Annotated in this window: 21 protein-coding genes; 2 read left to right on the top strand and 19 right to left on the bottom strand. The window is 65.6% G+C overall.

All coding sequences use genetic code 11. The annotated features are described in order from the left end of the window. The gene (gene oiaX / locus AU465_RS28630) at positions 1 to 1251 is read right to left on the bottom strand and encodes a 3-oxo-isoapionate-4-phosphate decarboxylase OiaX (RefSeq protein WP_192255613.1); all 1251 of its coding nucleotides are present in this window, start codon (positions 1249 to 1251) and stop codon (positions 1 to 3) included. 187 nt (positions 1252 to 1438) lie between these two features. On the opposite strand from oiaX, the gene AU465_RS28625 reads away from it, so the two are divergent. Next, the gene (locus AU465_RS28625; RefSeq protein ID WP_192255611.1) at positions 1439 to 2152 is read left to right on the top strand and encodes a transcriptional regulator NanR; all 714 of its coding nucleotides are present in this window, start codon (positions 1439 to 1441) and stop codon (positions 2150 to 2152) included. Between the two features lie 6 nt (positions 2153 to 2158). Here AU465_RS28625 and apnL read toward each other — a convergent pair whose 3' ends face one another. The 18 genes from apnL to AU465_RS28535 all read right to left on the bottom strand — a co-directional run bounded on the left by apnL (position 2159) and on the right by AU465_RS28535 (position 24181). Next, a complete protein-coding gene (gene apnL / locus AU465_RS28620; protein WP_192255609.1) occupies positions 2159 to 4063 on the bottom strand; it encodes a D-apionate lactonase in 1905 nt (634 codons plus the stop codon). After that, positions 4060 to 5094 carry a Gfo/Idh/MocA family protein gene (locus tag AU465_RS28615; RefSeq protein WP_192255607.1) on the bottom strand — a complete coding sequence of 345 codons (1035 nt, stop codon included), beginning with the start codon at positions 5092 to 5094 and terminating at the stop codon, positions 4060 to 4062. The genes apnL and AU465_RS28615 overlap by 4 nt, the downstream gene beginning before the upstream one ends. Before the next feature lie 2 nt (positions 5095 to 5096). Beyond that, on the bottom strand, positions 5097 to 6161 hold the full coding sequence (locus tag AU465_RS28610; RefSeq protein WP_192255605.1) for an ABC transporter permease: 1065 nt from the start codon (positions 6159 to 6161) through the stop codon (positions 5097 to 5099). Then, positions 6158 to 7705, bottom strand: a complete 1548-nt coding sequence (locus tag AU465_RS28605) for a sugar ABC transporter ATP-binding protein (protein WP_192255603.1) — start codon at positions 7703 to 7705, stop codon at positions 6158 to 6160. Before AU465_RS28605 ends, AU465_RS28610 begins: the two co-directional genes overlap by 4 nt. After that, positions 7702 to 8364, bottom strand: a complete 663-nt coding sequence (locus AU465_RS28600) for a DUF2291 family protein (protein WP_192255601.1) — start codon at positions 8362 to 8364, stop codon at positions 7702 to 7704. The genes AU465_RS28605 and AU465_RS28600 overlap by 4 nt, the downstream gene beginning before the upstream one ends. An 82-nt stretch (positions 8365 to 8446) precedes the next feature. Further along, the gene (locus tag AU465_RS28595; protein WP_192255599.1) at positions 8447 to 9388 is read right to left on the bottom strand and encodes a D-ribose ABC transporter substrate-binding protein; all 942 of its coding nucleotides are present in this window, start codon (positions 9386 to 9388) and stop codon (positions 8447 to 8449) included. Between the two features lie 240 nt (positions 9389 to 9628). Beyond that, complete coding sequence (locus AU465_RS28590; RefSeq protein WP_192255597.1) at positions 9629 to 10456, bottom strand: phosphogluconate dehydrogenase C-terminal domain-containing protein; 828 nt, start codon at positions 10454 to 10456, stop codon at positions 9629 to 9631. 109 nt (positions 10457 to 10565) lie between these two features. After that, the gene (locus AU465_RS28585) at positions 10566 to 11606 is read right to left on the bottom strand and encodes an ABC transporter permease (protein ID WP_192255595.1); all 1041 of its coding nucleotides are present in this window, start codon (positions 11604 to 11606) and stop codon (positions 10566 to 10568) included. Next, a complete protein-coding gene (locus AU465_RS28580) occupies positions 11603 to 14086 on the bottom strand; it encodes an ATP-binding cassette domain-containing protein (protein WP_192255593.1) in 2484 nt (827 codons plus the stop codon). Before AU465_RS28580 ends, AU465_RS28585 begins: the two co-directional genes overlap by 4 nt. Positions 14087 to 14157: 71 nt before the next feature. Further along, complete coding sequence (locus AU465_RS28575; RefSeq protein WP_192255591.1) at positions 14158 to 15180, bottom strand: ABC transporter substrate-binding protein; 1023 nt, start codon at positions 15178 to 15180, stop codon at positions 14158 to 14160. Positions 15181 to 15420: 240 nt separating this feature from the next. Further along, positions 15421 to 16500 (bottom strand): ABC transporter ATP-binding protein, encoded by a 1080-nt coding sequence (locus AU465_RS28570; protein WP_192255590.1) that lies wholly within the window; start codon positions 16498 to 16500, stop codon positions 15421 to 15423. After that, the gene (locus tag AU465_RS28565; protein ID WP_192255588.1) at positions 16497 to 17297 is read right to left on the bottom strand and encodes an ABC transporter permease; all 801 of its coding nucleotides are present in this window, start codon (positions 17295 to 17297) and stop codon (positions 16497 to 16499) included. The genes AU465_RS28570 and AU465_RS28565 overlap by 4 nt, the downstream gene beginning before the upstream one ends. 1 nt (position 17298) lies before the next feature. Continuing rightward, positions 17299 to 18159 (bottom strand): ABC transporter permease, encoded by an 861-nt coding sequence (locus AU465_RS28560; protein ID WP_192255586.1) that lies wholly within the window; start codon positions 18157 to 18159, stop codon positions 17299 to 17301. A gap of 54 nt (positions 18160 to 18213) precedes the next feature. Further along, positions 18214 to 19218, bottom strand: coding sequence for an ABC transporter substrate-binding protein (locus tag AU465_RS28555; protein ID WP_192255584.1), 1005 nt, complete (start codon positions 19216 to 19218; stop codon positions 18214 to 18216). Between the two features lie 66 nt (positions 19219 to 19284). Beyond that, the gene (locus tag AU465_RS28550; RefSeq protein ID WP_192255582.1) at positions 19285 to 20760 is read right to left on the bottom strand and encodes an aldehyde dehydrogenase; all 1476 of its coding nucleotides are present in this window, start codon (positions 20758 to 20760) and stop codon (positions 19285 to 19287) included. A 10-nt stretch (positions 20761 to 20770) separates the two neighbouring features. Beyond that, the gene (locus tag AU465_RS28545; RefSeq protein ID WP_192255580.1) at positions 20771 to 21808 is read right to left on the bottom strand and encodes an LLM class flavin-dependent oxidoreductase; all 1038 of its coding nucleotides are present in this window, start codon (positions 21806 to 21808) and stop codon (positions 20771 to 20773) included. Next, a complete protein-coding gene (locus AU465_RS37235) occupies positions 21805 to 23601 on the bottom strand; it encodes an alpha/beta fold hydrolase (protein ID WP_192255577.1) in 1797 nt (598 codons plus the stop codon). The genes AU465_RS28545 and AU465_RS37235 overlap by 4 nt, the downstream gene beginning before the upstream one ends. Beyond that, positions 23594 to 24181 carry an amino acid synthesis family protein gene (locus tag AU465_RS28535; RefSeq protein WP_192255575.1) on the bottom strand — a complete coding sequence of 196 codons (588 nt, stop codon included), beginning with the start codon at positions 24179 to 24181 and terminating at the stop codon, positions 23594 to 23596. The genes AU465_RS37235 and AU465_RS28535 overlap by 8 nt, the downstream gene beginning before the upstream one ends. 135 nt (positions 24182 to 24316) lie before the next feature. On the opposite strand from AU465_RS28535, the gene AU465_RS28530 reads away from it, so the two are divergent. Beyond that, a complete protein-coding gene (locus AU465_RS28530) occupies positions 24317 to 24994 on the top strand; it encodes a GntR family transcriptional regulator (RefSeq protein WP_192255573.1) in 678 nt (225 codons plus the stop codon). The last annotated feature ends 40 nt before the right edge of the window (positions 24995 to 25034 follow it).

Below are 25034 nucleotides of genomic sequence, written 5' to 3'. Positions count from 1 at the left end.
TCAGACCGCCTTGCCGTCGGCGAATTTCTCGATCGAGCGTGCCAGCTCGACATGGCTCCTGGCGTAGTCGTTGAGCGGGACACCCTCGACCGCTGCCTGCCAAGCCTGCTGCACGGCGCGCACGCCGGCGCCCGGCCCGTCGGGATGGCTGACGATGCCGCCGCCGCAGAGATAGAGGAGATCGACTGTGCGTCCCGTGCGCTCATAGGTCTCGGGCGCCTGTCCGCCCCATTGGCCGGAGCCAGCCACAGGCAGGGCGCAATCATCAGGCGAAAACAGCGGCGTCGTCACCGCCTCGAAGGAGCGGATGAAGGAGTCGTCCGGCTCCCAGTATTTCGAGGCGATGCCGTTGATCTGGAACTGGTCGACGCCGAGCAGCCGCCAGAACTGCTGCCAGACCTTGAAATCCATGCCGAGGCCCGGATGGCGGGTGAGGATGTCCCAGCCGTTGCGATGCGCGTGCAGCACCAACCCGGAGCGCTTCCTGAGATATACCATGCCGCCGAAGCCGACGGAGTTGATGTTCACCACCGCGCAATTGCCGCCGGCTTCAAGCACCAGATCGTGGTTGCGCATCATCTGGTCGGGATCGGCGTGCGAGATGCCGAAGGCGTACATCACCTTCTTGCCGGTCTTCTGCTCATGATCGTGGATCAGCGGCATGATCGCCTTCACCCGCTCCGACAGCGGCGAATAGGCCGGGCTCATCAGCTTCTCGTCGTCCTTGATGAAGTCGACGCCGGCCTCGATCAGCTCGCCCACCATCTCGGCTGTCTCATGCGGCCTCAAACCCAGCGCCGGCTTGACGATGGTGCCAATGATCGGGCGGCCCTCGACACCGGTCAGCCTGCGGCTGCCAGCGACACCGAATTGCGGGCCGGGATGGGCGCCCCTGAATTCCTCCGGCAGCTTCATGTCGACGACGCGGATGCCGGACAGCCCCCTGATCGAATAGGTACCGCCGATCGCAATCGTCATCAGCGCCGCGAGATCGGTGCCGATCGCGTCGAACGGAAAGGCGATGTCGACATCGGCGCGCCTGAAGGGACCGCCGCCGGCCTCGGGCATCGAAGGTTGCGCTGCGTCCGGCAAATGCCGGATCGCCAGCACGCCAGCCGCCACCCTTGCCTTCAGCTCCTCGGTTTCCCCAGGCAATGCGACGAAGGTGCCGGTCGACTGGTCGCTGGCGATCTTGGCCGCCAGCGCCTCGATGCTTCCCGAGGTCTCGATGCGATAGGTGAGGGTGATCATGGCCGGCCGTACTCAGTCGAAAGGCAGGAAAAGAATTCCCTGCGCTCGAAATCTGGTATAATGAGTACATAAGCATTGCAAGCAATATCCTGCCCGGCGGGGCGTCATGCGGCAGGGGCGACGGGCATTCCGGAAATTGCGGCCGCGGTGCTAGATTGGGACTCGGTCAAGGGAGTGATTCGCGGCGATGAACCGTTCGGAACCGATCGTCCGGCGCAAGCTTTCCGACGAAGTCTTCGTCAGGCTGAAGCGCTTGATCACCAGCGGCGAATTGCAGCCGGGCGACGACATGCCGTCCGAGCGCGAGCTGATGGAGCGCTTCGAGGTCGGCCGACCGGCGATCCGTGAAGCGATGCAGGCGCTGAGCAACATGGGTCTCGTCGCCATCTCGCATGGCGAGCGCGCCAAGGTGCTGCAGCTCACTGCCAAATCGATCATCAAACAGGTTGACGGCGCGGCCAAGATCATCCTGTCTTCGTCGAAGGACACACTTGAGCACCTGAAGAGCGCGCGCATCTTCTTCGAGCGCGGCATGGTCAAGGAAGCGGCCGAGAAGGCGACGCCTGAGGACGTGCAGCGGCTCAAGGCAACCGTCGCCGAGCAGCGCGCCGCGCGCGGCGATGCCGAGGCGTTCATCTCCGCCGACATGCGGTTCCATACCCAGATAGCGGCGATTTCAGGCAATCCGATCTATGTTGCGGTCAGCGAAGCGATGCTCGGCTGGCTGAAGGAATATCACACCGAGATGCTGATCTGGACCGGCAAGGAAAAGTTCACGCTGACCGAGCACGAGGAGATCATCGGCTGCATCGAGAGGAAGGACGCCGAAGGCGCCGAGAAGGCGATGATCAAGCACCTGGAACGCTCGCGCGCCCTCTATGTGATGAACTCCGGGAAGTAGCTTCGCTCAGCCGATCCTGGCTATGGCATAGGCCGACATCGTCAGGCGGCCCGAAGCTGCGCTGAGGCCGAGCCTGCGCACACCCGCCCCCTCCCAAATTGTAACCTGGCCTGCCGTTTCGCGAACCAGCGCCAAGGCATCGACAGGCACGTCGTCCGAGGTGATGTTTGCCAGCCAGGCTGTGACGGCGCCCGCCGGCGAGCGGCCCGCCAGCGCAGCCACGCGATCGTCGCTGACGCGCACAGCGATATGCGTATGGCCGGCCAACGCGGCGAGACCTTGCACGGCGTGGAAGATCGGCCGCGGCGTTCCTTCCTCGGCGGGTTCGCCGGCGGCCGCCAGCACGCCGAACGACCCTGTGAAGCCGGAAAGCGTCAGCATCTCCAGCCCGGCCGGCGCCACGCGCGCGGCATAGCCGACTGTCCAGGCGGCAGCGAACAGTCCGGCATGGCGCGGATCGCGATTCGCCATGGCGATGCGCTGGCCGCGAAGATTCTCCTTGGTCGCGCCGCCATAGGGGTTCTGTCGCATGGCGATGGTCGAGGGGCCGATGCGATAAGGCTTCGCGCCGTAGATCGCCCGTGTCGACTGGGTGATGAAAGGCAGCGCCTCCAGCGATTGCATGACGCTGAGATCGTCGGCCGCATGCACGATCGGGCAGGTGCAATGGGTGATGAAATCGAGCGCGCCGGCCGGAACGCGCTTGCGGTTGAGCTCTGTGAAATAGCTGAACATGCCGCCGCCGAGCCGGATGCCGGGGAAGGCGCGGCGGGCCGCGGCATAGACGTCCTCGAGCGGCGGGCAGGCCGGCCAGACGCTGCCGGGCGGCGTCGACTGCCGGTCGACCGAAGGCGAGATCGCGATGGCATCGAGCCGCAAACCTGCCCTGCGCACCATCTCCGCGACGCCGGACAGTTCGACGTCGAGATCACCGGCGCAGGCGACCACGCATTCGAGGGTCGTCTTGGCGGGGAATGCGGCGGCGAGTTCGGCATGGGCGCGCAAGGCATCAAGGCCGTGGCCGCGTGTCGGATCGTAGTGGAGGAGAAGCTGCCGCGGGCCAAGCTTCGACAGCAGCGAAAGGTTGCCAAGCGCTGACTCGACATCTTCCGGATAAATGACCACGCCAACATCGGGCAGCTTCGCCCCGGCCTCGCCAAGTTCGGCCTGGACAGGTTCGCTGTCCGTCGTCGCGGTAGCAGCCTTCGCGTCGCTGGTGATGCGCAGGCTGACGGTCTGGCGCATCGGCTGGCCGGCCGGCAGCACATAGGGCCATGGCAGAGCGAGCGGCCGCACATAGGTCTTGTAGGAGGCGTCGGACCAGTTGCGCTGGTCTTCCATCTCGAACGTGTCGCCTTCCATCCGGCATTCGGCACTGACGCCGGGCCGCACCTGATGAGTGATGGCGCGTATATCCTTGAAGGGTTGCCAGGGGTCGATCAGCAGCGGCAGTTGCGTGTCCACCACGCTGCCGTTCGTGTGCTCGACCTTGACCGGGCTGCCAGCGAGGCCGGCGATCGGATGCAGGATGCAGAAGCCGCAGCGGTTGGTCTCGAAATCGCTGTCGGGCAACGCGCTCACATCGAAGCTGAGACGGCCGTCGGCGCGGCCTTTGATCCTGGCGCCAAAGCCGAGCCGGCTTCCGCCCGGCCCCTCGCAGCTTGCCGAGTAGCGCACCGAGAAATTGTCATCGCTCTGTTCGATGACCAGATCCTCCAGCGCCGGCTCGTAGGTGCCCCAGTCGCGATCGCGCACGATGTAGGCGATGGCGCGCAGCACCTCGATGCCGCCGTGCCGGATGGTGCGCAGATTGCCGTTGACGAAATCGGCGCTGAGCGGGCCGGCGCTGAGCCGGACCGGTTCGGCGTCGACCGCGCGCGTGCCGTAGAGGAGGAGGGGATCCATGGTCATTTGAGCAGGTCGTCGATCCGCACCGGTTGCCGGCCGGCGGCACCGGCATAGGCAGCCTCGACCAGCGCGAAAGTCTTCAGATTGTCGGCGCCGGATGTCGCCGGTTCCTTGGCCGTCATCAGGCAGTCCACCCAATGCTTCTGGATCGCCGCGACGCTTTCCTGGATGTTGTGCCATGGCCGTGACGCCCAGGAAAGCAGCGGCGGCGACACGTCGCTCACAGTGGTTCCGCTCTTGCCGGTGACGGTGAGTTGGTAGCCCTGCGCCAGTCGGATCGTGCCGTCGCTGCCGTCGAGCTCGATCAGCGTCTCGGGGAACGGCTCGGTGGCAAGCTTTGTCGCATAGCTGCAATCGACCACGGAGGTTGCGCCGCCTTCATGGTCCATGAGCATCGTTGCCACGTCCTCGCCGGCGATGCTGGGGTTGACGCGCGCGGTGCGTGCGGTGAGGTTCGAAACGTCGCCGAGCAGGAAGCGGGCGATGTCGAGGATATGGATGCCGAGATCCTCGATGATGAAGCGCTTGCCCGTCGCCAGGTAAGGCTGGCCGGAAAACACGTCATAGGCGGAGCGGAACGAGATGCGGCCGAAGAACGGCCTGCCGATCTCGCCGCTGTCGAGCACGGCGCGCACCGCCTGGATCGGCGACTGCCAGCGGAAATTCTCGTGCACCATCAGCGGCACGCCGGCGTCGGCGCAGGCCTTCACCATAGCCTTGGCGTCGGCAAGCGTCGGCGCGAACGGTTTTTGGCAGATCGTTGGCACGCGATGCCGCGCCGCGAGTTCGACCAGCGGCCGATGGCTGCCGACAGTGGTCGCGATGTCGACGAAGTCGAGCGTCTCGCTGGCAAACAGCACCCCGGCATCGCCGTGGCGCCGCTCGATGCCGAATTGATCGCCGACGATCCTGAGGCGCTCGGGGTCGCGGTCGCAGATGGCGACTATCGAGACGCCGTCGATGTCGCGCCAGGCGTGCATCTGGTTGATGGCGAAGAAGCCGCAGCCGATCAGCGCTCCACGCAATTCCGCCATGCTCAGCCTGCCTTCGCCATCTGCAACAGCGTCACGCGGCTCTGCAGTCTGCGCTGCGCCTGGTCGACCACGACCGCGACGATGATGACGAGGCCCTTGATCACCATCTGCCAGAACGAGCTGACCCCCATCATCACCAGCCCGTCGGAGAGGATGCCGATGACGAAGGCGCCGACGATGGTGCCGCCGATCGTGCCGCGTCCGCCCGACATCGAAGTGCCGCCAAGCACCGCTGCCGCAATGGCGTTGAGCTCGAAGCTCTCGCCCGTCGCCGGATGCGAAGCCATCAGCTCGGACGAGATGATGAGACCGACGATCGCCGCGCAGAAGCCGGAAAACATGTAGACGAACATCTTCACCATGTTGACCCGGACACCCGAGATCCGTGCCGCGCGCTCGTTGCCGCCGACGGCGAAGATGTGACGGCCGAGCGGCGTGTACCTGGCGAGATAGGCAGCGCCCAGCGCCACCACGACGAGGATCCAGATCGAGACCGGCAGGCCGAGCAGCTTGCCGGCGCCGAGATAGCCGAAGCCGGTGGTGCCGAGCTCCGGCTTGCCGGCGAGGTTGGGGAAGGTGCGTCCGTCCGACGACAAAAGTGCCAGCCCTCGCGCGACATAGAGCGTGCCGAGCGTGGCGATGAAAGGCGCGACGTTCAACCTGGTGATCAGCAAGCCGTTGACGGCGCCGATCAGTATGCCGATGCCAAGCGTGATCAGGGCGATCTCGACGACGTTGAAATAGACGGTGTAGCCGATCTGCAGGTCGATGCCGTTGAGCACGAGATAGCCGGCGACCATGCCGCACAGACCGACGATCGAGCCGACCGACAGGTCGATGCCGCCGGTTATGATGACGAAGGTCATGCCCATGGCGAGGAAGGCATTGAGCGCGACGTGCTTCGCCATCAGGATCAGATTGGCGGCCGAGAGGAAATTCGGCGCCGCGATCGAGAAGAACACCAGCACGGCGATCAGCGCGATGAAGGTCCTCAGCTTCATCAGCGTCAGCAGCACGGAGCCGCCGGATGCCGATGGCGCGGCAGCCTTGGCTGGAATGTCGGTCATCGGCGTTGCTCTCCATGCACGGGTCCATGGCCAAGCGCCGAAGCGGCGACGATCGCTGCTTCCGTCGCCTCGGCTCGTTCGAACATGCCCGTCAGTTTTCCGTTGCTCATCACCGCGATCCGGTCGGACAGCGCCATCACCTCGTCGAGGTCGGAGGTGGCGAAGAGGATGCCCAGCCCATCGCGCGATAGCTTGCGCATGGTGCGGAAGACGTCGGCCTTGGCGCCGACATCGATGCCGCGGCTGGGTTCGTCCATCAAAAGCACTTTCGGCCCCGTGAGCAGCGCCTTGCCGATCACCACCTTCTGCTGGTTGCCGCCCGACAGCGACGACACCTCCTGCGCCGGGTCGGCGACCTTGATCGAAAGCTCGCGCACCATCTGCGTGACGGCCTGCCGCTCGGCGCCGCCACGGATGTGGAACAGGCTGACGAAGCGCGACAGGCTGGCCATCGTCAGGTTGCTGGCGACGGACAGGATCGACACCAGTCCCTCGCGCTGCCTGTCTTCTGGGATCAGCGCCAGGCCGCGCTGGATGCGCCGCGCCGTGTCGCGCTCCTTCACCTGTCTTCCGTCGATGAAGATCCTGCCGCTCGCCTGGCCGTGGCGGCCCATGATGCAGTCGAACAGCTCGCTGCGCCCGGCGCCCATCAATCCGTAGATGCCGAGGATCTCGCCGGCGCGCAAGGAGAGCGAGACGTGATCGACCGCAAGTCCGCCGGTGACGCGCGGCAGGCAGATTTCCTCGGTGCGGAACACCTCCGCGCCGGGTCGATGGCCGTCGGCCTTGGCGAAATCCTTGGCGTCGGAGCCGATCATCTGCCGCACGATCCACTGCGTGTCGACGTTCTTCATCTCCTCCTGGCCGGTGATGCGGCCGTCGCGCAGCACGGTGATGTAGTCGCCGATGCGGATCAGCTCTTCCAGCCGGTGCGAGATATAGACGATCGCGACGCCGCGCGCCTTGAGGTCGGCGATCACCTTGAACAGGATCTCGACTTCCGCCGCGCTCAGCGCAGAGGTCGGCTCGTCCATGATCAGGATGCGAGCGTCGAGCGAGACCGCCTTGGCGATCTCGACCAGCTGCTGCTGGCCGATGCGCAGGTCCTCGACCAGCATGTCGGGCCGGATGCCGGCTTCCAGCTGTTCGAGGAATCCGGCGGCGCGCCGCTCCTGCTCCCTGTGGTCGATCTTGCGGAAGGCGTTGGTCAGCTCGCGCGTGGCGAAGATGTTCTCGGCGACCGAGAGATTGCCGAACAGGTTCAGCTCCTGGAACACCATGCCGATGCCGCGGCTGACGGCGTCTCCGGACGACGAGAACGAAACCTCGTTGCCGTCGAGCAGGATACGGCCCGCGGTCGGCTGCTCGACGCCGGCGATGATCTTCATCAGCGTCGACTTGCCGGCGCCGTTCTCGCCGACCAGCACGTTGACCGCGCCCTTGCGCACCTCGAAATTCGCGTGCTTGACCGCCACGGTGCCGGCATAGACCTTGGAGATGTCTTCCAGCTTCAGGATAACGTCGTGACCGGGCGAGGAACTCATGGCTTCGGCCCGATCTCGGCCTCCGCCGGCGTCACCAGCGGCAGGTCCTGGCCACCCTCGATCGTGTAGGCGCCGAGCACCTTGGCGGTGCGGCCCTCAAGCCCGTCGCGCGGCAGCTTGGACAACACCGACTTGTCGGCATAGGCGTTGAAGGCCTTGCCGAACTGGGCGAAGTCGATCTGGTTGGTGAAGTCGTTGAACTGGACGAAGTCCAGGCTGTCGCGCAGCGCGGTTCCGCGCATGGCCGGTCCGATCTGCACCCGCGCATTCGCCTTGCCGTCGCCATCGACGTCGACATCGATGGTTGCCGCGCGCGACTGCGTGTTGGCGGCGACGATCTTGCCTTCGACGCGCACGGCGAAGGTCCACGGCGAATTCGCCTGCTTTTTCGGATTGCCGTACTTTGCGCCGGCAGCGGCGGGATCGGTTTTCGCCAGCGCATGGACCTCGGCGAACGGCCCGGCCTTCTGCTGCAGATAGGGGATGACCTTCGAGGCCCAGATCTCCTCGACCATCTTGTCCGGATTGAAGGCCGAGCTGTTGGCGCTGTCGCCTCCCTGCGCCGAGGGCGTCGGCAGGATCTTGCAGGCGCCGAGGCTGAGGCCTGCGAGCGCGGCAAGGGTCAGCCCAAGGGTCAGCCAGGTCAACTTGTTCGGCATGGCGGTCAAAAAGCACCCGGGTAGTGAAATGGAGGCGAGGGACGAACGAGCGTTCGCCCCTCGCAGATTGCATCGCGCCGGCTCAGTTCTTGAGCGCGAAGGTCTCCAGCTTGGGAGCATTGTCGCCGTTGATGAGGACGCAGTCCATGAGCTGCTTTTCCTTCTCGGGCGACTTCTTGTTCTTGACGTACTCGTTGGCCTGCTCGACGGCCGTCTGCGCCTGAGCATAGGCCGGCTGCAGCACCGTCGCCTTGATGCCGCTCGAGGTGATGGAGTCGCGCACGTCGTTCGAGCCGTCGAAGCCGACGACGATGACGTCCTTGCGTCCGGCGGCGGCCAGCGCCGCGTAGGCGCCCATCGCCATCGTATCGTTGCCCGAGATCACGCCCTTGATGTCGGGGTTGGCTTGCAGGATCGATTCCATCTTGGAATAGGCTTCGGTCTGGCTCCAGTTGGCCGACTGCTGCGCGACCATCTTCAGGTCCGGATAGTCGTCGATGACGTCGTGATAGCCCTTGGAGCGGATGCCGGCATTGGTGTCGGACTCCTTGCCGACCAGCTCGACATAATTGCCCTTCTCGCCCATCAGCTTGACGAATTCCTGCGCGCCGAGCTGGGCGCCCTGGTAGTTGTTGGAGACGATCTGCGCCACGGCAACGCCGGTGGCGTTGATCTCGCGGTCGATCAGGAACGAGGAGACGCCGGCGTCCTTGGCCTTCTGCACGGCGGCGACGGTGGCGTCGGCGCCGGCGTTGTCGAGGATGATCGCCTTGGCGCCGCGGCCGATCGCGGTGTCGATCAGTTCCGACTGCTTGTTGGCGTCGTCGTCATGCACCAGCACCAGCGTGTCGTAGCCGAGCTCCTTTGCCTTGGCCTCGGCGCCCACGGCTTCCGCCTTGAAGAACGGATTGTCGTGCGAGGGCGTGATGATGGCGATCAGGTCCGCCGCATAAGCGGGCATCGCGGTGCCGAGTGCGAGCACGCCGGCGAAAGCCGCAAGCGTCATTCTGCGAGTAAGTTTCATGAAGTCCTCCCGTTGAAAAAACCTGCCCCGGACGGCCGGGGCCATTTGTCTGAATTCCTCAGGCGGTGGAGGCTGCGCCGCTCGGATCTGAAAGCTTTTGCCGGCTTTCATCCGAGCCTCGCTGCCGGTCCCCGCCATTTCCTCCGCTCGTCCCAGCGATCCGAGCTCGAACAGCTAAAGCCAACTGGTATGATGAGTCAATCACTAATTCAGGTGATGTGTACCTGACAAGCGGCCGTCTCAGGTGATGCGCTGGATGCTGGCTGCGATCTCCTCCGGCTCGAAGACCCGTTTCCAGTCGTCGCGCATCAGCACCGGCTTGCCGAATTCGATGGCCTTGTTGCAGGCGTCCGAGAACACGCCCTTGGTTTCGCCGAAGATGACGGCGCCGAGCACGTTCATGTGGCCGAGCAGGAAGTCGAGCGCCGCCTGACGGTCGACGCCCCGCGCCACGACCTCGTCGAGCGCTTCCTTCATGACGACAAGCAGCGAAGCGCAGACCGTCTCGGAGAGCCCGGGCTCGAGCAGCGCCATCTGCTCGACGGTCACACGATGCGATCGCATCACCGGCGCCCAGATGATCCTGGCGATCTCCTCGCCCTTGGCGTAGTCCGCCTCCGGGCCCTGCATCAGGGCGCTGACGAAATGCTGCTTGGCCTTAACGCCGCCAAAGAAGTCCTTCTTGGCGGCCATGTCGGTCTCGTCGTTGAAGATCGGCGGATGGCAGGGATGCGTGACGAAGTAGGTGAGGTCGGGGCGCTTGGGCAGATGGCCGGCAAAGGGCGCTGCCGCGTCGAGCACGATCACCATCGTTCCCGGCGCCAGCTTGCTTTCGATGCTGGCCGCGACCTTGCCGATATGCGTGTCGGGAACCGCCAGGATCACCACTTCGGCGCCCTTGAGCGCTTCGTCGACGCCGATCGTGTCGATGCCGAGCCCGCTCTTCAGCCGCTCCTTGCCCGCTTCGCTGATCTCGACATGGCGGATGGTGTAGGGGGAACCGCGAAAATTGGTCGACAGGCGGTAGCCCATTTTGCCGCCGGCACCGAACAGCGCAATCGTTGTCATCTAACCTACTCCTGATGTTCAGACGACGATCCACGCCAATCGTCATCTTATATACTGGTATGATCACTCTACCATGATTTGGCAAGAGGAATCGTCTGTGGTCTGTCCGTCATTCCGGCTGAGCCGTCGCCGCGTTCACTTCCGTTTTCGCCGTCGGGTCCTTGCCGCCGTCCGCGAGGTCGACCGACGCACGCCGCGCCAATGCCTGGCGTCCGGCCAGTGCCAGCACGAAGATGACGACGATGCCCTGGACGATGTCCTGCGCGCCCGGCGGCAGGCCGATGATCTGCATGGTGGTGACGATGAGGATGAGCAGGATGCTGGCGAAGAGCGTGCCTAAGGCCGTCGCCGAGCCGCCGAAGATCAGCGTTCCGCCAAGCACCACGGCGGCGATCGACTGCAACAGATAGGGTTGGCCCATCTCGAGGAAGGCTCCGCCGATATAGGCGCCGAGCAGAAGCCCGTCGAGCGATGCCAGCACCGAGGAGATGATGAAGGCCGCCGCGATGATCGGGCCGTTGCGGATGCCGGCGAGCCGCGCCGCGGCTCGGTTCTGGCCGACCGCCGACAGCAATTGCCCGAACACGGTGTAGCGCAGCACGAAGGACGTCGCCACCACGCCGACGATGGCGATGACGGCCATGATTGGCACGCCGGAAACGCGCCCCGTCGCCAGGTCCTTCAGCGCCGAGCTGACGGCGAAGCCGGGTATCGCTCTGTTCGACAGGAGCGTCGCGGTCGCCAGCACATAGCCGGTCGCCAATGTCGCGATGATCGCCGGAATGCCCAGGCCGACGACGAGCAGCGAATTGAGCGCCCCGACGGCAAGGCCAAGCAGGATGGCGGCGGGCACGCCGATGGCAAGGTTCGCATCCTGGCCCTTGACAGTGAGCAGCGCGACGAAGGCGCTGAGCGTGATCACCGAGGCGACCGACAGGTCGATGTTGCCGCGCCCGGTCGTCACCACGAACATCTGGCCGATGCCGACAACCGTCAGGAAGGACGCCGACAGAATGACGCCGGACAGGCTGGACAGGCTGAAGCGGTTGGTGACGACGGAAAGCACCAGCCACAAAAGCACCACGCCGATCGCCGACCAGATCCAGCGGTTGCGTTGCGCCCAGATGCCGAAGCCGGCGAGTGCGTTCATGGCTCGCTCCTGCGATCGGCGGTCAGGCTGCGCAGCGTGAGCAGCGCGATCAGGATCAGCCCTTGCGTGGCGGCGTTGTAATCGCTGCTGACGCTGAGCGTGCCGAGCAGCGCCCCGATCAAGGACAGCGTCACCGCGCCGGCGACGGCGCCGACCGGCGAGATGATGCCGCCGAGCAGCGAGCAGCCGCCCATCACCACGGCGGCAACGCTGAGCAAGGTATAGGAATTACCGGAATTGATGTCGCTCGCCGTGTTGATGGCCGTCAGCGACAGGCCGGCGGCAGCGGCAAACAGTCCGGCGATGAGATAGCGCACCAGCGCGTAGCGCGTCGGTGACCATCCCGAGCGGATCATCGCAGCCGGGTTGTTGCCGAAGCCGCGCAGCACCACGCCGAGCGGCAGCCGGTCGATGACGAGCACGATCAGCGCCACCGCCGCGATCAGGATGATCGAGGTGGGCACGAAGCCGAGCGACCAGTTGAAAAGCGTCGACAGCCAGTCCGGACTGGAGCCGCCCGGTGTCGGCTGCAGCGCATAGCCTATGCCGACCCAGATGAAGGATGCGCCGAGCGTGACGACGATCGCCGGGATCTTGCGCGCCTGGATGACGCCGCCAAGCCCCGCATAGGCGGCGAGAGCGGTCACCAACGCCAGCGCGCCGAGCCAGGGCTGGTCGTAGAGCAGCGTGGCGCTGAGCACGCTGACGAGGCCTGTGAAGGCGCCGACGCCGAGATCGATCTCGCTGCCGCCGACGATGAACATCTGTGCTGCCGTCACCAGCACTAGCGAGAGCGCCGGCATCAAAAGCAGGTCGAGCCCGAAAGTCGAGGCGACTGCCGGGTTGATCGCGATCATGATGGCGAGCACGGCGGCAAGCCCGATGAACGGCGCGGCATTGACCAGCCGGCGGCCGAGCCCCACCATGGCGGTCTGGTTCCGTTCGGTGCTCGCCTGGCTATCCGTCGATTGCGCGAAGGAGGCGCCGACGATCGCCTGCTCGGTAATCGCCTCGCCTGCCAGCTCCTTGACGATCCGGCCGCCGGAAAAGACCAGCACGCGGTCGCAGGCAAGCAGTTCCGCATCCTCGGTCGTGTGCCAGACCAGCGCGCGGCCGCCGCGCGCGACCTCGTTGCAGAGCCGGTAGAAATCCTGCTTGGTGGCGATGTCGACGCCGCGCGTCGGATCGTCGAGCAGGATGACGGGCGTGTCGGCGACCAGCGCTCGCGCCACCAACGCCTTCTGCTGGTTGCCGCCGCTGAGCTCGGTGATGTTGGACTGGAAGCGCCGGTCGTCCAGCCGCAGCTTGCTGGCGGCGCCGGTTGCCGTGTCGCGGTTGGCGCGATCGGAAACCAGCCCCAGTGTTGGTCGGCGCGCGAGCGCGCCGATGCTGATGTTGGAAAGCACGCTCCACAGCGGGAACACGCCTTCCTTCTGCCGGTCGCCGGCGATGAAGCCGGCATCCGCATGCCTTGTGACGGCAGCGTGTTGCTTTCGGCCGGGGTTGAAGATCGCGTGCAGCAATTCCTTCTGCCCGCTGCCTTCGAGACCCGCCAGCCCGACGATCTCGCCGCGCACGATGTCGATGTCGCGGCCGAGCCCGGCTGTCAGCGGCCCGGAGAGCCGCACCAGCACATCCTGGGAGGATGCGGCCGCGACGGCGTGCTGGTGGACCGGATTGGCATCGCCGCCCATCAGCTGAACCAGTTTGCCGATCGAAGCGTCCGCGGCATGGCCCTGCCAGGCGGTGCGGCCGTTGCGCAGCACCACGACTTCGGTGGCGATGTCGATGATTTCCTGCAGCTTGTGGCTGATGAAGATGAAGGCGAGCCCGGCTTTCGCCCGCTTGCGAATGAAGGCTCTCAGCTGCTTCGATCGGTCGAGATCAAGCGAGGATGTCGGCTCATCGAGCACGATGAGCTTGACGCCGGGCGTCGCCGCGGCGCGCGCGATCTCCACCATCTGCCGCTCGGCAATGGTGAGGTGTCCGACCTCGGCGTCGGCGTCGATGCCGTTGTCGGGAAAGACGGCGTCCAGCGCCGCGCGGGCGCGGGCACGGTAGAGCGCGCGCCAGCCAGGCCGGCTTGCGGAATCGCTTGGGGTTTCCAGGAAAAAGTTCTCGGCGACGGACAGGTTGGCGCAGAGCGACAGTTCCTGGTGCACCATGCGGATGCCGCGCCGCTGCACTTCGCCGGTGTCGTAGCCGGCGAAAGCCACATCTTCGCCGGCAAAGGAAATCGAGCCGAGCGTCGGCCACATCGCGCCGCACAGAATGCGCATCAGCGTCGATTTCCCCGCGCCGTTGCCGCCGACCAGCCCGATCACGTCGCCGGCGCCGACGGAGAGATCGATCCCCGCATTGGCGAGTGTCGGCCCAAAACTCTTGGTGATCCCGCTGAGCGAGACGACACTTGGCCGGACAGGAGAAGATGGCGCCGCGGCTGTGGCGATGCCCTGCGCGGCAACGGCGATATGGGACATTCGTCCTCCGGTTCGTCGCAGGCGAAGATCGGGCGTGGCCATGGGCGACGCCCGATCCGTGGCGGGTCGCGTTACTTACTGAGCAGGTTCTGCTTGACCCAGTCCAGCGAATAGCTCGGGCTGATGATCTGGCCGCCCGGCAGCTTCGCGTAGTCCTTCAGGTTGCTGGCATCGACCGTGGCCACCGGCATGATCATCAGCTTGGGCGCCTTGGCGCCCTTGAGCAGCGACAGGCCGAGCCAGAAGGCGGCGCCGCCGATGCCCGGCGTGGTGTTCATCGACACGGTCTGGTAGCCATTCTTGGCGTTCTCGTCGGCCCACCATTTGACGAAGTCGGTGCCGCCGCCGCCTTCGATGACCGGCATCTTGTCCTTGTACTCGCCGCCATACTGGACGAAGGCCTGCGCGATGCCGACATCGTCGCTGCCGCCCTGGCCCAGAACCGCATCGACACGCGGCAGCGAGGGCAGCACGTTGGCGATCGCCGCCTGCGCCACCGAGGCCGTCGCCTGGCCGTAGACGGTCGCGACCACCTTGATGTCGGGATACTTGGCCAGCACGGACTGCTGTGCGTTGAACATGTCATTGTCGGGCGCCGAACCCTTCACGCCGCGCACCTGGATGACGTTGCCCTTGCCGCCGAGCATCTTGAACACGGCTTCCGCCTGGGCGGCCTTGTAGCCCTTGAAATCGAAATTGAGCTGGTAGTTGCAGGGCGCCGAAGCGACCGAGTCGAAGGAGATGACGATGATGCCGGCCTTGCAGGCCTTCTCGATGACGCCGTTGACCGCGGTCTCCGAGGCAGCGTCGACGGCGAGCACGTCGACCTTCTTCAGGATCAGCTCGGCGATCTGGCTGTTCTGCTGCGCGACCGAGCCGTCGCCGTTCATCACGATGTAGTCGGCGATCTGTCCGGCCGCCTTCGCTTCCTTGGCCGAGGCCGCGAAAGCCTCCACCATCTGGTGCCGCCAGGTGTTGCCGTAATAGGCGTTGGCCAGCGCGATGACCGGCGCGTCCGCAGACGCCATTGCTGGCAATGCCGCAACACTTGCCAGTGCGGCGCCGGCAAGCGCCGCAACGATTGAAGCTCTCATGGTTTCTTCCTCCCAACGAACGATCGGCTTGACAGCCCTCAGCATAGCGCATCTGCTGACGATGACGCTATGTCAGGTACACATTATACCAGCATACCAAATAGGCAAGCGCTTTGCTGATCTGATCATGCAGCCGCTCGAACGAAGGAAATCCCGCTGCACATGGGCGCGAAGCGATCACGGTTGCGATCAGGTGGCGCTGGATGACGGCAAGGTCGCTGGACGACCCAGTCCGGATTTTCAGGCCGGAAACAGGAATGCCGTGGCGGGATCGAAGAAGATCTGCCGGCCCGAGGCGGCATCGGCGCCGCCCGGTTCAGCCGTATCCGAAGTCGGCCTGACATCGATCTCGTCGCCCGACCCGGTGCGGGCCACGACGCGCCGGCGGTCGCCGAAGAAGGCCGTATCGACGATCTCGACGGCGAGCGACGCGTTCCCCGGAACAGGCGTCAGGCGGAACGCTTCCGGCCGCACCATCAGCCTGGCCTTCTGGCCGCGGCCGAGCGCGTGTGTCGCTTTCACCCCCTTGATGATCGAGCCATCGGCCAGCCGGACCTTCGCCGTGCCGTTCTCGGTTTCGAGATGCTCCGCCGGCAGGAAGTTGGAATTGCCGATGAAGCCCGCGACGAACTCGCTCGCGGGCCTGAGATAAAGGTCCTCGCCGGTGCCGATCTGCTCGATGCGCCCCTCCTTGAACAAGGCGATGCGGTCGGAAAGGTGCAGCGCCTCCTCCTGATCATGGGTGACATAGAGGATGGTGACGCCGGTCTCGCGGTGGATACGGCGGATCTCAGTCTGGATTTCCTGACGCAGCTTCTTGTCGAGCGCCGACAGCGGCTCGTCCATCAAAAGGATCGGCGGATCGTAGGCAAGCGCGCGGGCAAGCGCGACGCGCTGTTGCTGGCCGCCGGACAGCGCGCCCGGATAGCGGTCGGCGAATTTTTCCAGGCGCACCAGTGCCAGCATGTCGGCGACCTTGCGCTTCACCTCGGCATCCGGCCGGCGGCGTACCCGCAGCGGAAAGGCGACGTTCTCGGCGACGCTGAGATGCGGAAACAGCGTGTAGCGCTGGAACACCATGCCGATGTTGCGCCTGTGGGAGGGCACCAAAAGCAGCGACTTGTCTTCCAGCAGCACATCGCCCGAGGTCGGGTCCTGGAAACCGGCGATCGCATAGAGCGTCGTCGACTTGCCGGAGCCGGATGGCCCCAGAAACGTCAGGAATTCGCCCTTGGGCACATCGATCGTGACGTCATGGACGGCGACGAAAGCGCCGAACGCCTTTCTCACCGCGCGTATGGACAGGAACGGAAGGGTCATCTGGACAGTCTTCTGCGAAGGAGCGCGGTCACGATCATCAGGGCGAGCGTCAGGCCGACGAGCAGGCTGGAGGCGGCGGCGACGACCGGGCTCAAGTCGGCGCGCAGGCTGCCCCAGATCTTCACCGGCAAGGTCTGCAGGGTCGGGCTCGCCATGAAGATCGCCACCACCACCTCGTCCCAGGAGGCGAGGAAGGAAAAGATCGCTGCCGAGAAGATGCCGATGCGGATCGAGGGCAGGGTGATCCTGAGCCTTGCCTGCAGCGGGCTGGCGCCGCAGACGATCGCCGCGTCCTCGATGGATTTGTCAAAACCTTCGAGCGCGGTGGCGATCGGAATGATGGCGAAGGGCAGCGCCAGGATGGTGTGGGCGATGACGAAGCCGGTCGTGGTGCCGGCGAGCCCGATGCGCAGGAAGAAGGCATAGATGGCGATGGCGAAAACCACGACCGGCAGCACCATCGGCGTCAGCAACAGGCCCCGAAGCAATTGCCGCCCGCGAAACTCGCCCCTGACCAGGCTGAACGAAGCGAGCAGGCCGATCAGCACGGCAAGGATGGCGGCCATGGCGGCAATCTTGGCGCTGGTCAGCGCGGCGTCGATCCAGGCCGGGTCGGCGAGCAATTCCTGATACCACTTCAGCGTCCAGCCGGGCGGCGGAAAGGCCAGCCACCGCGACGAGCCGAACGACAAAAGGACGATGAAGACCACCGGCAGCAACAGGAAAGCGGCGACCAGCGCGGTGAAGCCGGCAAGCGCCGCGCGCAGCCATCCGAGCCGGTCGTAGTCGAGCAGCATCTCAGAGCCCTCCGCCGAGGCGCTTGGCGCCGACCAGGCGCAGCTGGATCGCGTAGAGCGCCATGGTGACGGCAAGCAGCACGAAGGCGGCAGCACTTCCGAGCCCCCAGTTGAGCAGCGACTGCACCGTCTGGGCGATCATTTCCGCCAGCATCATGTTCGATGTGCCGCCGAGCAGCGCGGGCGTGACGAAATAGCCGAGCGACATGACGAAGACCATCAGCCCGCCGGCGGCGATGCCGGGAAGCGACAGCGGCAGCAGGATGCGGCGGAAGGCCTGGAGCGGACTTGCGCCGCAAAGGGCGGCGGCGCGCAGCGTCATCGGGTCGATCGCGCGCAGCGAGCCGACCAGCGGCAGGATCATGAATGGCAGCATGATGTAGACCATGCCGATGGTGACGCCGGTGAGGTTGTTGATGAGCGGCAGCGGCTCGTGAATGACGCCGAGCCCCATCAGCGCCCGGTTGATCACCCCGGTGCGCTGCAAGAGCACCATCCAAGCATAGGTGCGGGTGAGAAGGTTGGTCCACATCGACAGGATGATGATGCCGAAGACGATCGAGCCGAGCGCCGGCGGCATGATCGCCAGCATCCAGGCAACCGGAAACGCAACGAGGATGGTGACGGCGGTGACGACGGCGGCCACCAGGAAAGTGTTGAGGAACACCCGCACATAGGTGCCGCTGCCGAACAGCGCTGCGTAGTTCTGCAGGCCGGGCTCGGGATCGGTGACGCTGCGCAGCAGCAAGGCGACCACCGGCACGATGAAGAACAAGCCGACCAGGGTGAGCGCCGGCAAGGCGCCGCCGCTGCCGGCCGGCAGGCCGGCAAAAGACTGGCGTCTGAGAGCATTCGCCGTCATGGGACGTCCCTTTCAAGCAGGGGCGCGTTGCCGCGCCCTGCTCCTGTCGCGGGGCTACTTGGTTTGCCAGGCGTACCAGCGCGTGGCGATCTCGTCGCGATGCTCGGCCCAGTAGTTCATGTCGAGGTTGATCTGGCCGTCGACATGGGCGTCAGGCAGGCCCTTGACGACATCGGCGGGCATCTCGGCCTTGGCCTTGGTGTTGACGGGCGCGTAGCCGCTCGCCTCGGCGAATTTCGCCTGCCCGGCCGGGCTGGCCGCGGCGGCGAGGAACTTCATGGCGCTGTCCTTGTTCTTGGCGCCTTTAGGCACGACGAGAACGTCGGCGGCGGTGAGGTTCTGGTTCCAGGATACGCCGACATCGGCGCCGTCCTTCTCCAGCGCGAAGACGCGACCGTTCCAGAGCTGGCCGAAGGCGGCCTCGCCCGAGGCGATCAGCTGTTGCGACTCCGCGCCGCCACCCCACCAGACGATGTCCGACTTGATCATGTCGAGCTTCTTGAAAGCGCGCTCGAGATCGAGCGGATAGAGTTTGTCCGCCGGCACGCCGTCGGCGAGCAGCGCGATCTCGATCACGCCCGGCGCCGACCATTTGTAGAAGGTTCGTTTGCCGGGAAACTTCTTGGTGTCGAACATGTCGGCCCAGCTCGTCGGCTCGCCCGAAACAGCGCCCTTGTTCCAGGCCAGCACGAAGGAATAGTAGAAGCTGCCGACGGCGTGTTCGTTGCTGAAGCGCGGGTCGAGATCGTCCTTGGGCACGACCGCGAAGTCGATCGGCTCGAGCAGGCCGTCCTTGGCGGCCTTGATGGCGAAATCCATCTCCACGTCGACAACATCCCAGGTGACGTTCTTGGCGTCGACCATGGCCTTCAGCTTGCCGTAGTCGGTCGGGCCGTCCTGCAGCACCTTGATGCCGGACGAGGCCGTGAACGGCTCCGCCCAGGACTTGATCTGCGCTTCCTGCGTGGTGCCGCCCCAGCTGGTGAACACCATTTCGTCGGCCTTGGCGGCGGTTGCCGCCAGCAGCCCGGCGAGGACGCCGGCTAAGATCAGTTTCATGTCATTCTCCTCTGATTTCTCTGTTCCGTTTCTTGTTCTTGTCAGTGCACCTTCGTCATGCCGTTCTCAGCGCATGACGAAGGGATCGGGGATCGGCTCGTCCGAGGTCTTGATCCAGACCGATTTCGAGCGCGTGTAGTCGCCAATGGCATCGAGCCCGCCCTCGCGTCCGAGCCCCGACAGGCCGTAGCCGCCGAAGGGCACGAGTGGCGAGACCGCGCGGTAGGTGTTGACCCAGACGACGCCGGCATGGATGTCGCGCGCCATGCGGTGCGCCTTGCCGAGATTTGAGGTGAAGACGCCGGAGGCGAGGCCGAACGGCGTGTCGTTGGCGAGCGCCAACGCCTCGGCCTCTGTGTCGAAGGTAAGCACACTCAGTACCGGCCCGAACAGTTCCTCGCGCACGCAGGCTAGGGCCTGATCCGGGGCCTCAATGATCGTCGGCGCGTAGTAGAATCCGTCCGTCTTGTCTTTGGGGCGTGCGCCGCCGGTGACCAGCGTGCCGCCCGCGGCGAGGCTTTCTGCGACGATGGTCTCGATCCGGTCGCGCTGTCGCTGGGTGGCTAAAGGGCCCATCTCGGTGGCCGGATCCTGCGGATCGCCGATGCGGATCGCTTCGGCCTTGCGCTTAAGCCGGCCGAGGAATTCTTGCCTCACGGAGCGTTCGATCAGCAGGCGTGAGCCGGCGACGCAGCTTTGTCCCGTCGCCGCGAAGATGCCGGCGACGACGGCATTGGCGGCGCTGTCGAGATCGGCATCGGCGAAGACGACGACGGGGCTCTTGCCGCCGAGCTCGAGCGTTGTGTAGGCGAGGTTCTCCGCCGTGTTCCTGACGATGGCGCGCGCCGTCGACGGGCCGCCGGTGAAAGCGACGCGCGAGACCAGCGGATGGCTGGTCAGGCGCCGCCCGCAGTCCTGGCCGAAGCCGGTGAGGATGTTGACAGCGCCGGCTGGAAAGCCGGCTTCGCTAACCAGCTCGGCGAAAGCGAGCAGCGGCGCCGGGCCATCCTCGGAGGCCTTGAGCACCACCGTGCAGCCCGCCGCCAGCGCGGGGCCCAGCTTGACCGCCGAGAGGAAGAGCTGCGAGTTCCATGGCACCACCGCCGCAACGACGCCGATCGGCTCGCGGCGGATGGTGACGTCGAGATCCGCCTTGTCGATCGGCACATGCGCGCCTTCATGCTTGTCGGCGAGCCCGCCATAGTAGCGGTAGTAGTCGCCGACATAGGCGATCTGGGCGCGGGTCTCGCGGATGATCTTGCCGGTGTCGCGCGTCTCGAGTTCCGCCAGCCGCCCGGCATTGGCGGCGACGAGGTCGCCGAGTTTCACCAGCAGCTTGCCGCGCGCGGTCGCCGTCATCGACGCCCAAGGGCCGGAGCGCAACGCGCGATGCGCGGCCTCGACGGCGCGGTCGACATCGGCTTCGCTCGCCGCCGGCATCTTCGCCCATGGCGCGCCGGTCGACGGATCGACGCTGTCGAAGTTGGCGGACGGCTCGTCGAAGCGGCCGTCGATGAAATTCCTGAAGAGAGCGTCGGTCATGGGCTCGCGATCAGTGGAAGGCCGGCATCACCCGGTCGATGAACAGTTGCAGCGATTTCTTCTTGCGCTCATGTGAAAGGCCGCTGTCGATCCAGATCGAATACTGGTCGTAGCCGAGCGCTTCATAGGCCTTCAGCCGCGCGATCACCTCGTCGGCCTCGCCGATCACCAGGTTCTGGCGCATCTTGTCCGGCGCGTATTGCGGCATGGCGGCAATCTCATCGGCGGTCAGCGGCTCCAATATGCCCTGACGCACCGGCTTTTTGTTCTGGAACCAGGCGCCGAACTGGCAGTAGAAGCTCGACAGGTCCTGGCTCAGCCGGTCGGCATCGGCCGCGTCCTCGGCGACGAATGTGTGCATCAAAAGCATGATCTCCGGGCGCGGGATCTCGGGATGGGCGGCGCAGGCGGCGTTGAAGCGCTGCATCAGGCTTGTCACCTCGTCGTCGCCGGCGGCCAGCGGCGTCACCTGGACCTTGCACTCGTTGGCGACGGCGAAGTCGTGCGAGTTCGGGTCGCGCGCCGCCACCCAGATCGGCGGGTAGGGCTTCTGCAGGGGCTTTGGCGAGGAGGTGGTGGAAGGGAACTGCCAGAACTCGCCGGAGAACTCGAAATCGCCGTCCCAGAGGCCGCGGATCGCCGGGATGATCTCGCGCATGCGCTGGCCGGCGCCCCAGGCGTCGAGCCCCGGAAAGACGCGCTGGTATTCGTAGCTGTAGGCGCCGCGCGCGATGCCGATGTCGAGCCGGCCGCCGGTGATGACATCGGCCATCGCCGCTTCGCCGGCGAGCTTGATCGGGTGCCAGAAGGGCGCGATCACGGTGCCGGTGCCAAGTCGGATGCGGCTGGTCTTGGCCGCCAGATAGGCGATGTTGATGAAGGGATTGGGTGAGATGGTGAACTCCATCCCGTGGTGCTCGCCGATCCAGGCGGTCTCGAAGCCCGCCTCTTCCGCCAACAGGACCAGCTCACTGAGCTCGCCCAGCAGCTCCGAATGGGACTTGGCGAGGTCCGAGCGTTCCATATGCACGAAGAGAGAGAACTTCATCCTTGGTCACCTGTATTGAAGGCGGCCCTGGCGAGCGGCCTCACCTCGCCCTCGACCTCGTTGCCGACATAGACGCCGAACGCGTCCTCGGTGCATTCGCGCACATAACGGATGAGCATCGAGCGGATCGCCGGATCGGCGATCTTCAAGCCGTCGATCGCGTCGATGTCGATCAGCCGGATGCCGCGATCGCTGGAGGCCGGCACATCGAACGTGCCGCGATAGTAGACATGCGTGCGCGATTGATTTCCAGCATCGTCCCAGACGGCGTAAAGGAAGCCGAGCTGCGCTTCGATGGCCTTTGCGGCCAGAAGCCCGTTGAGGCTCTTGCCGTCGCTTGCCGAGCCCAGTCCCCGGCCGCGCGGCAGTTCGAGGAAGCCATCCGGCGTTTCCAGGAACAGGATACGGCCGCCGTTTTCGAGAATGGCGCCGACATCGGTGCCGGGCTGGGCGGCGGCCAGCGCCTCCTGGCTGAGGCCGGGCGTGATGTAGGCGCCGCGGCAATAGCCGAGTGGCTGCGCCGAGTTGTGCTCGAAATCGCGAACGCGACCGATGAGGATCGAATGATCGCCCGCCTCGACCAGCCGCTCCATGTCGCAGTCGAAGCACGCGACCGAGCCGTCCAGAACGGGGCTGCCGGTCTGTCCCGGGCGCCATTCGACCGAGGCGAACTTATCAGCCGCTTTCGAGGCGAAGATGCCGGAGGCGGTCTTCTGGCTCTCGTTCAAGATGTTGATGGCGAAGCTCTTCGATGTCGTAAAAACAGGATGGCCCAGCGCCTTGTGGGCGATGCAGACCAGCACCAGAGGCGGATCGAGCGACACCGAGGTGAAGGAGTTGGCGGTGAAGCCGCGCGGCTCGCCTTCCGGTCCGATCGTGGTGACGATCGTCACCCCGGTGAGGAAGGACCCCAGCGCGCGACGGAACTCGCCGCTGTCGAAGCCGGCGTCCGCGGCCGCTCCGTCACTTTGCTCCAGGCTTTCACCTTCGTTGAGAAAGTCGACGATGTGGCGTGTGGTGAGATCGGGTGCCGCCACCGCCATCATGTGCCTCTGGCCTAGGAGCACGGTGCAGCGCCCATGCGGCGCGAGCCTGGCCATGGCGGCCGACATTGCCGGCGAGGAGTTCTTGTCCTCCGAGCCGGTCATGAACAGGGCCGGCATGGCCAAGGCCTGCAGGCGGTCTGCGTGGTCGCTGTCGGCGCGGGCGAACAGGCGATAGGTGCGGGCATAGCCTTCGGGGTCGACCTCACCCAACGCCGCCGCCGTCTTCCCGGCCGCCGCGATGAGCTCGGCCGGAACCGGATCGCCGAACCAGCGAGCGATGGTCTGCGCGGCGCCCGTCGCATCGCCGCGGCCGGTGAGGGCGGCGGCACGCTGGCGCACGGCTTCGGCGAGTTCAGGCGAACGCCGGAACACGGCGTTCAGCGAAACGACGCGGCGGATACGCTCCGGCGCCGACAGAGCGAGTTCCTGCGCGATGAGCGCGCCCATCGAGTGGCCGACGACGGACACACGATCGAGGCCGAGATGATCGAGCAGCCGGATCGCCTGCCGGGCGTAGTCGGCCAGCTCCGGCGCCTGCGGCGGCAGCGGCGACAGGCCGTGACCGAGCATGTCGATGGCGATGACGTCCCACAGATCGGCCATCCTTTCGATCTGCGGCTGCCAGATCGCCGCGTTCATGCCGACGCCGTGGATGAACAGCACCGGCGCGCCCGATCCGGCGCGGATGAAGCTGGTGCCGTCGGGCGCGGCGGCCCGGATCCATCCATATGCGACCGCGTCAGCCATGCAGGTCGCCCACTTCCTTGAGGTCCTGGTAGCGGTCGCCGATCCTGTGATGCGGACGGCCGCCGATGGAAGCGCCAAGCGCCACGACCAGCTCGTCCGGCGCCGGCGCGTCGCCGATCTGGAAATGCACGGTCAGATAGTGCGAGCGGCGGCCTTCATCGTTCTTGTCCATCAGCGGGATCATGATCGGCGTGTTCGGTCCGCCGCGCAGATTGGTGAAGGCGAGATAAGTCTTGGCGCCGACGGCGCGGCGATAATGGTTGCCGAAATGCAGCGTGTGGATCAGCGCCGATGCGTGCTCGATTTCTCCAGACGTGCCGCATATCGCGGCCTTGCCGTATCCTTCGATAGCCTCAGCCGAACCGGCGGCGGCGATGATCTCGTGCGTCAGCATCTCTCCGAGCACCGGCGCATAGGCGCGGATCTCGGGCGAAAGATCCTCGGTGAAGCCGCGACCCGCCCAGGGGTTCGTCAGCACGGCGGCGACGCCGATCAGACGCAGCGGCCTGGGTGCTACCTTGCCGCCTTCGATCAGCGTGTTCTCGCTGTAGGTGACGATCTTACGAATGGCTGGCTGCATGAAACCTCTGTCGGGCGACACTCGAGAAAAACGTCATTTCCTGCATCGTCTTATGGTATACCATACTATGGAGCGCCAAATACCTTGTCAACCGGCCATGGAATCTGTTTTCGTTGCGGCGCAGGGAGCAAGCACATGCCGGACGATACGCTTCGCATCGATCGCAGCGCCAAGACGTTGAGAACATTGGCTCTCGAACGCATGCGCGAGGCCATCATGGATTTTCATTTCCAGCCGGGCGAAAGGCTGGTGGAGCGGCCGCTTTGCGACCAGCTTGGCGTCAGCCGCTCGGTTGTGCGCGAGGTTCTGCGGCAATTGGAGGCTGAGGGCCTCGTGCAGATGGTCCCCGGACATGGTCCGGCGGTGGCCAAGCCGGATCTCGGCCGCACCGACGAGATCTATGAGCTCAGGGCCCTGCTCGAAGGGATCGCCGCGCGGGCCTGTGCCATGTCCGCGACTGACGCGCAACTGGCTGTCCTCGAGGCTGCGCTGGGGGCCCTTTTTGAGGCCTGGGCCTCAGGCAAGCCGCCGGCTGTGATGCGGGCGACGACAGGGTTCTACGAAGCGCTTTTCGAGGCCGCTGACAAGCGCGTCGCCTGGGAGATCGTCAGTGGGCTGAATGTGCGCATCAACCAGCTGCGCTCGATGACGATCGCCTCGGCGAACCGGCGCGAGCCGGCGATCGCCGAGATGAACGCGATCATGGACGCGATCCGGGCGCGCAAGCCGGAGGAGGCGGAGGCGGCGGCGCGCCGGCATGTCGAATCCGCTTGGAAGATCGCGCGGGACAAACTGCGCCTTGCCCCGCTCTAGCTGTGAGCTTTCAGGAGGTTGTCCATTCGGCCCGGGCCGG

It is taken from the genome of Mesorhizobium silamurunense (assembly GCF_014843905.1).
Taxonomy (GTDB): domain Bacteria; phylum Pseudomonadota; class Alphaproteobacteria; order Rhizobiales; family Rhizobiaceae; genus Mesorhizobium; species Mesorhizobium silamurunense.
The sequence above is the reverse complement of the archived record's forward strand: the minus strand, read 5'-3'. Positions and strand labels throughout refer to the sequence as shown.

Coding starts and splice junctions, on each gene's coding strand:
- oiaX (WP_192255613.1), bottom strand. CDS start 1,251: ATGATCACCCTCACCTATCGCATCGAGACCTCGGGAAGCATCGAGGCG.
- AU465_RS28625 (WP_192255611.1), top strand. CDS start 1,439: ATGAACCGTTCGGAACCGATCGTCCGGCGCAAGCTTTCCGACGAAGTC.
- apnL (WP_192255609.1), bottom strand. CDS start 4,063: ATGACCATGGATCCCCTCCTCCTCTACGGCACGCGCGCGGTCGACGCC.
- AU465_RS28615 (WP_192255607.1), bottom strand. CDS start 5,094: ATGGCGGAATTGCGTGGAGCGCTGATCGGCTGCGGCTTCTTCGCCATC.
- AU465_RS28610 (WP_192255605.1), bottom strand. CDS start 6,161: ATGACCGACATTCCAGCCAAGGCTGCCGCGCCATCGGCATCCGGCGGC.
- AU465_RS28605 (WP_192255603.1), bottom strand. CDS start 7,705: ATGAGTTCCTCGCCCGGTCACGACGTTATCCTGAAGCTGGAAGACATC.
- AU465_RS28600 (WP_192255601.1), bottom strand. CDS start 8,364: ATGCCGAACAAGTTGACCTGGCTGACCCTTGGGCTGACCCTTGCCGCG.
- AU465_RS28595 (WP_192255599.1), bottom strand. CDS start 9,388: ATGAAACTTACTCGCAGAATGACGCTTGCGGCTTTCGCCGGCGTGCTC.
- AU465_RS28590 (WP_192255597.1), bottom strand. CDS start 10,456: ATGACAACGATTGCGCTGTTCGGTGCCGGCGGCAAAATGGGCTACCGC.
- AU465_RS28585 (WP_192255595.1), bottom strand. CDS start 11,606: ATGAACGCACTCGCCGGCTTCGGCATCTGGGCGCAACGCAACCGCTGG.
- AU465_RS28580 (WP_192255593.1), bottom strand. CDS start 14,086: ATGTCCCATATCGCCGTTGCCGCGCAGGGCATCGCCACAGCCGCGGCG.
- AU465_RS28575 (WP_192255591.1), bottom strand. CDS start 15,180: ATGAGAGCTTCAATCGTTGCGGCGCTTGCCGGCGCCGCACTGGCAAGT.
- AU465_RS28570 (WP_192255590.1), bottom strand. CDS start 16,500: ATGACCCTTCCGTTCCTGTCCATACGCGCGGTGAGAAAGGCGTTCGGC.
- AU465_RS28565 (WP_192255588.1), bottom strand. CDS start 17,297: ATGCTGCTCGACTACGACCGGCTCGGATGGCTGCGCGCGGCGCTTGCC.
- AU465_RS28560 (WP_192255586.1), bottom strand. CDS start 18,159: ATGACGGCGAATGCTCTCAGACGCCAGTCTTTTGCCGGCCTGCCGGCC.
- AU465_RS28555 (WP_192255584.1), bottom strand. CDS start 19,218: ATGAAACTGATCTTAGCCGGCGTCCTCGCCGGGCTGCTGGCGGCAACC.
- AU465_RS28550 (WP_192255582.1), bottom strand. CDS start 20,760: ATGACCGACGCTCTCTTCAGGAATTTCATCGACGGCCGCTTCGACGAG.
- AU465_RS28545 (WP_192255580.1), bottom strand. CDS start 21,808: ATGAAGTTCTCTCTCTTCGTGCATATGGAACGCTCGGACCTCGCCAAG.
- AU465_RS37235 (WP_192255577.1), bottom strand. CDS start 23,601: ATGGCTGACGCGGTCGCATATGGATGGATCCGGGCCGCCGCGCCCGAC.
- AU465_RS28535 (WP_192255575.1), bottom strand. CDS start 24,181: ATGCAGCCAGCCATTCGTAAGATCGTCACCTACAGCGAGAACACGCTG.
- AU465_RS28530 (WP_192255573.1), top strand. CDS start 24,317: ATGCCGGACGATACGCTTCGCATCGATCGCAGCGCCAAGACGTTGAGA.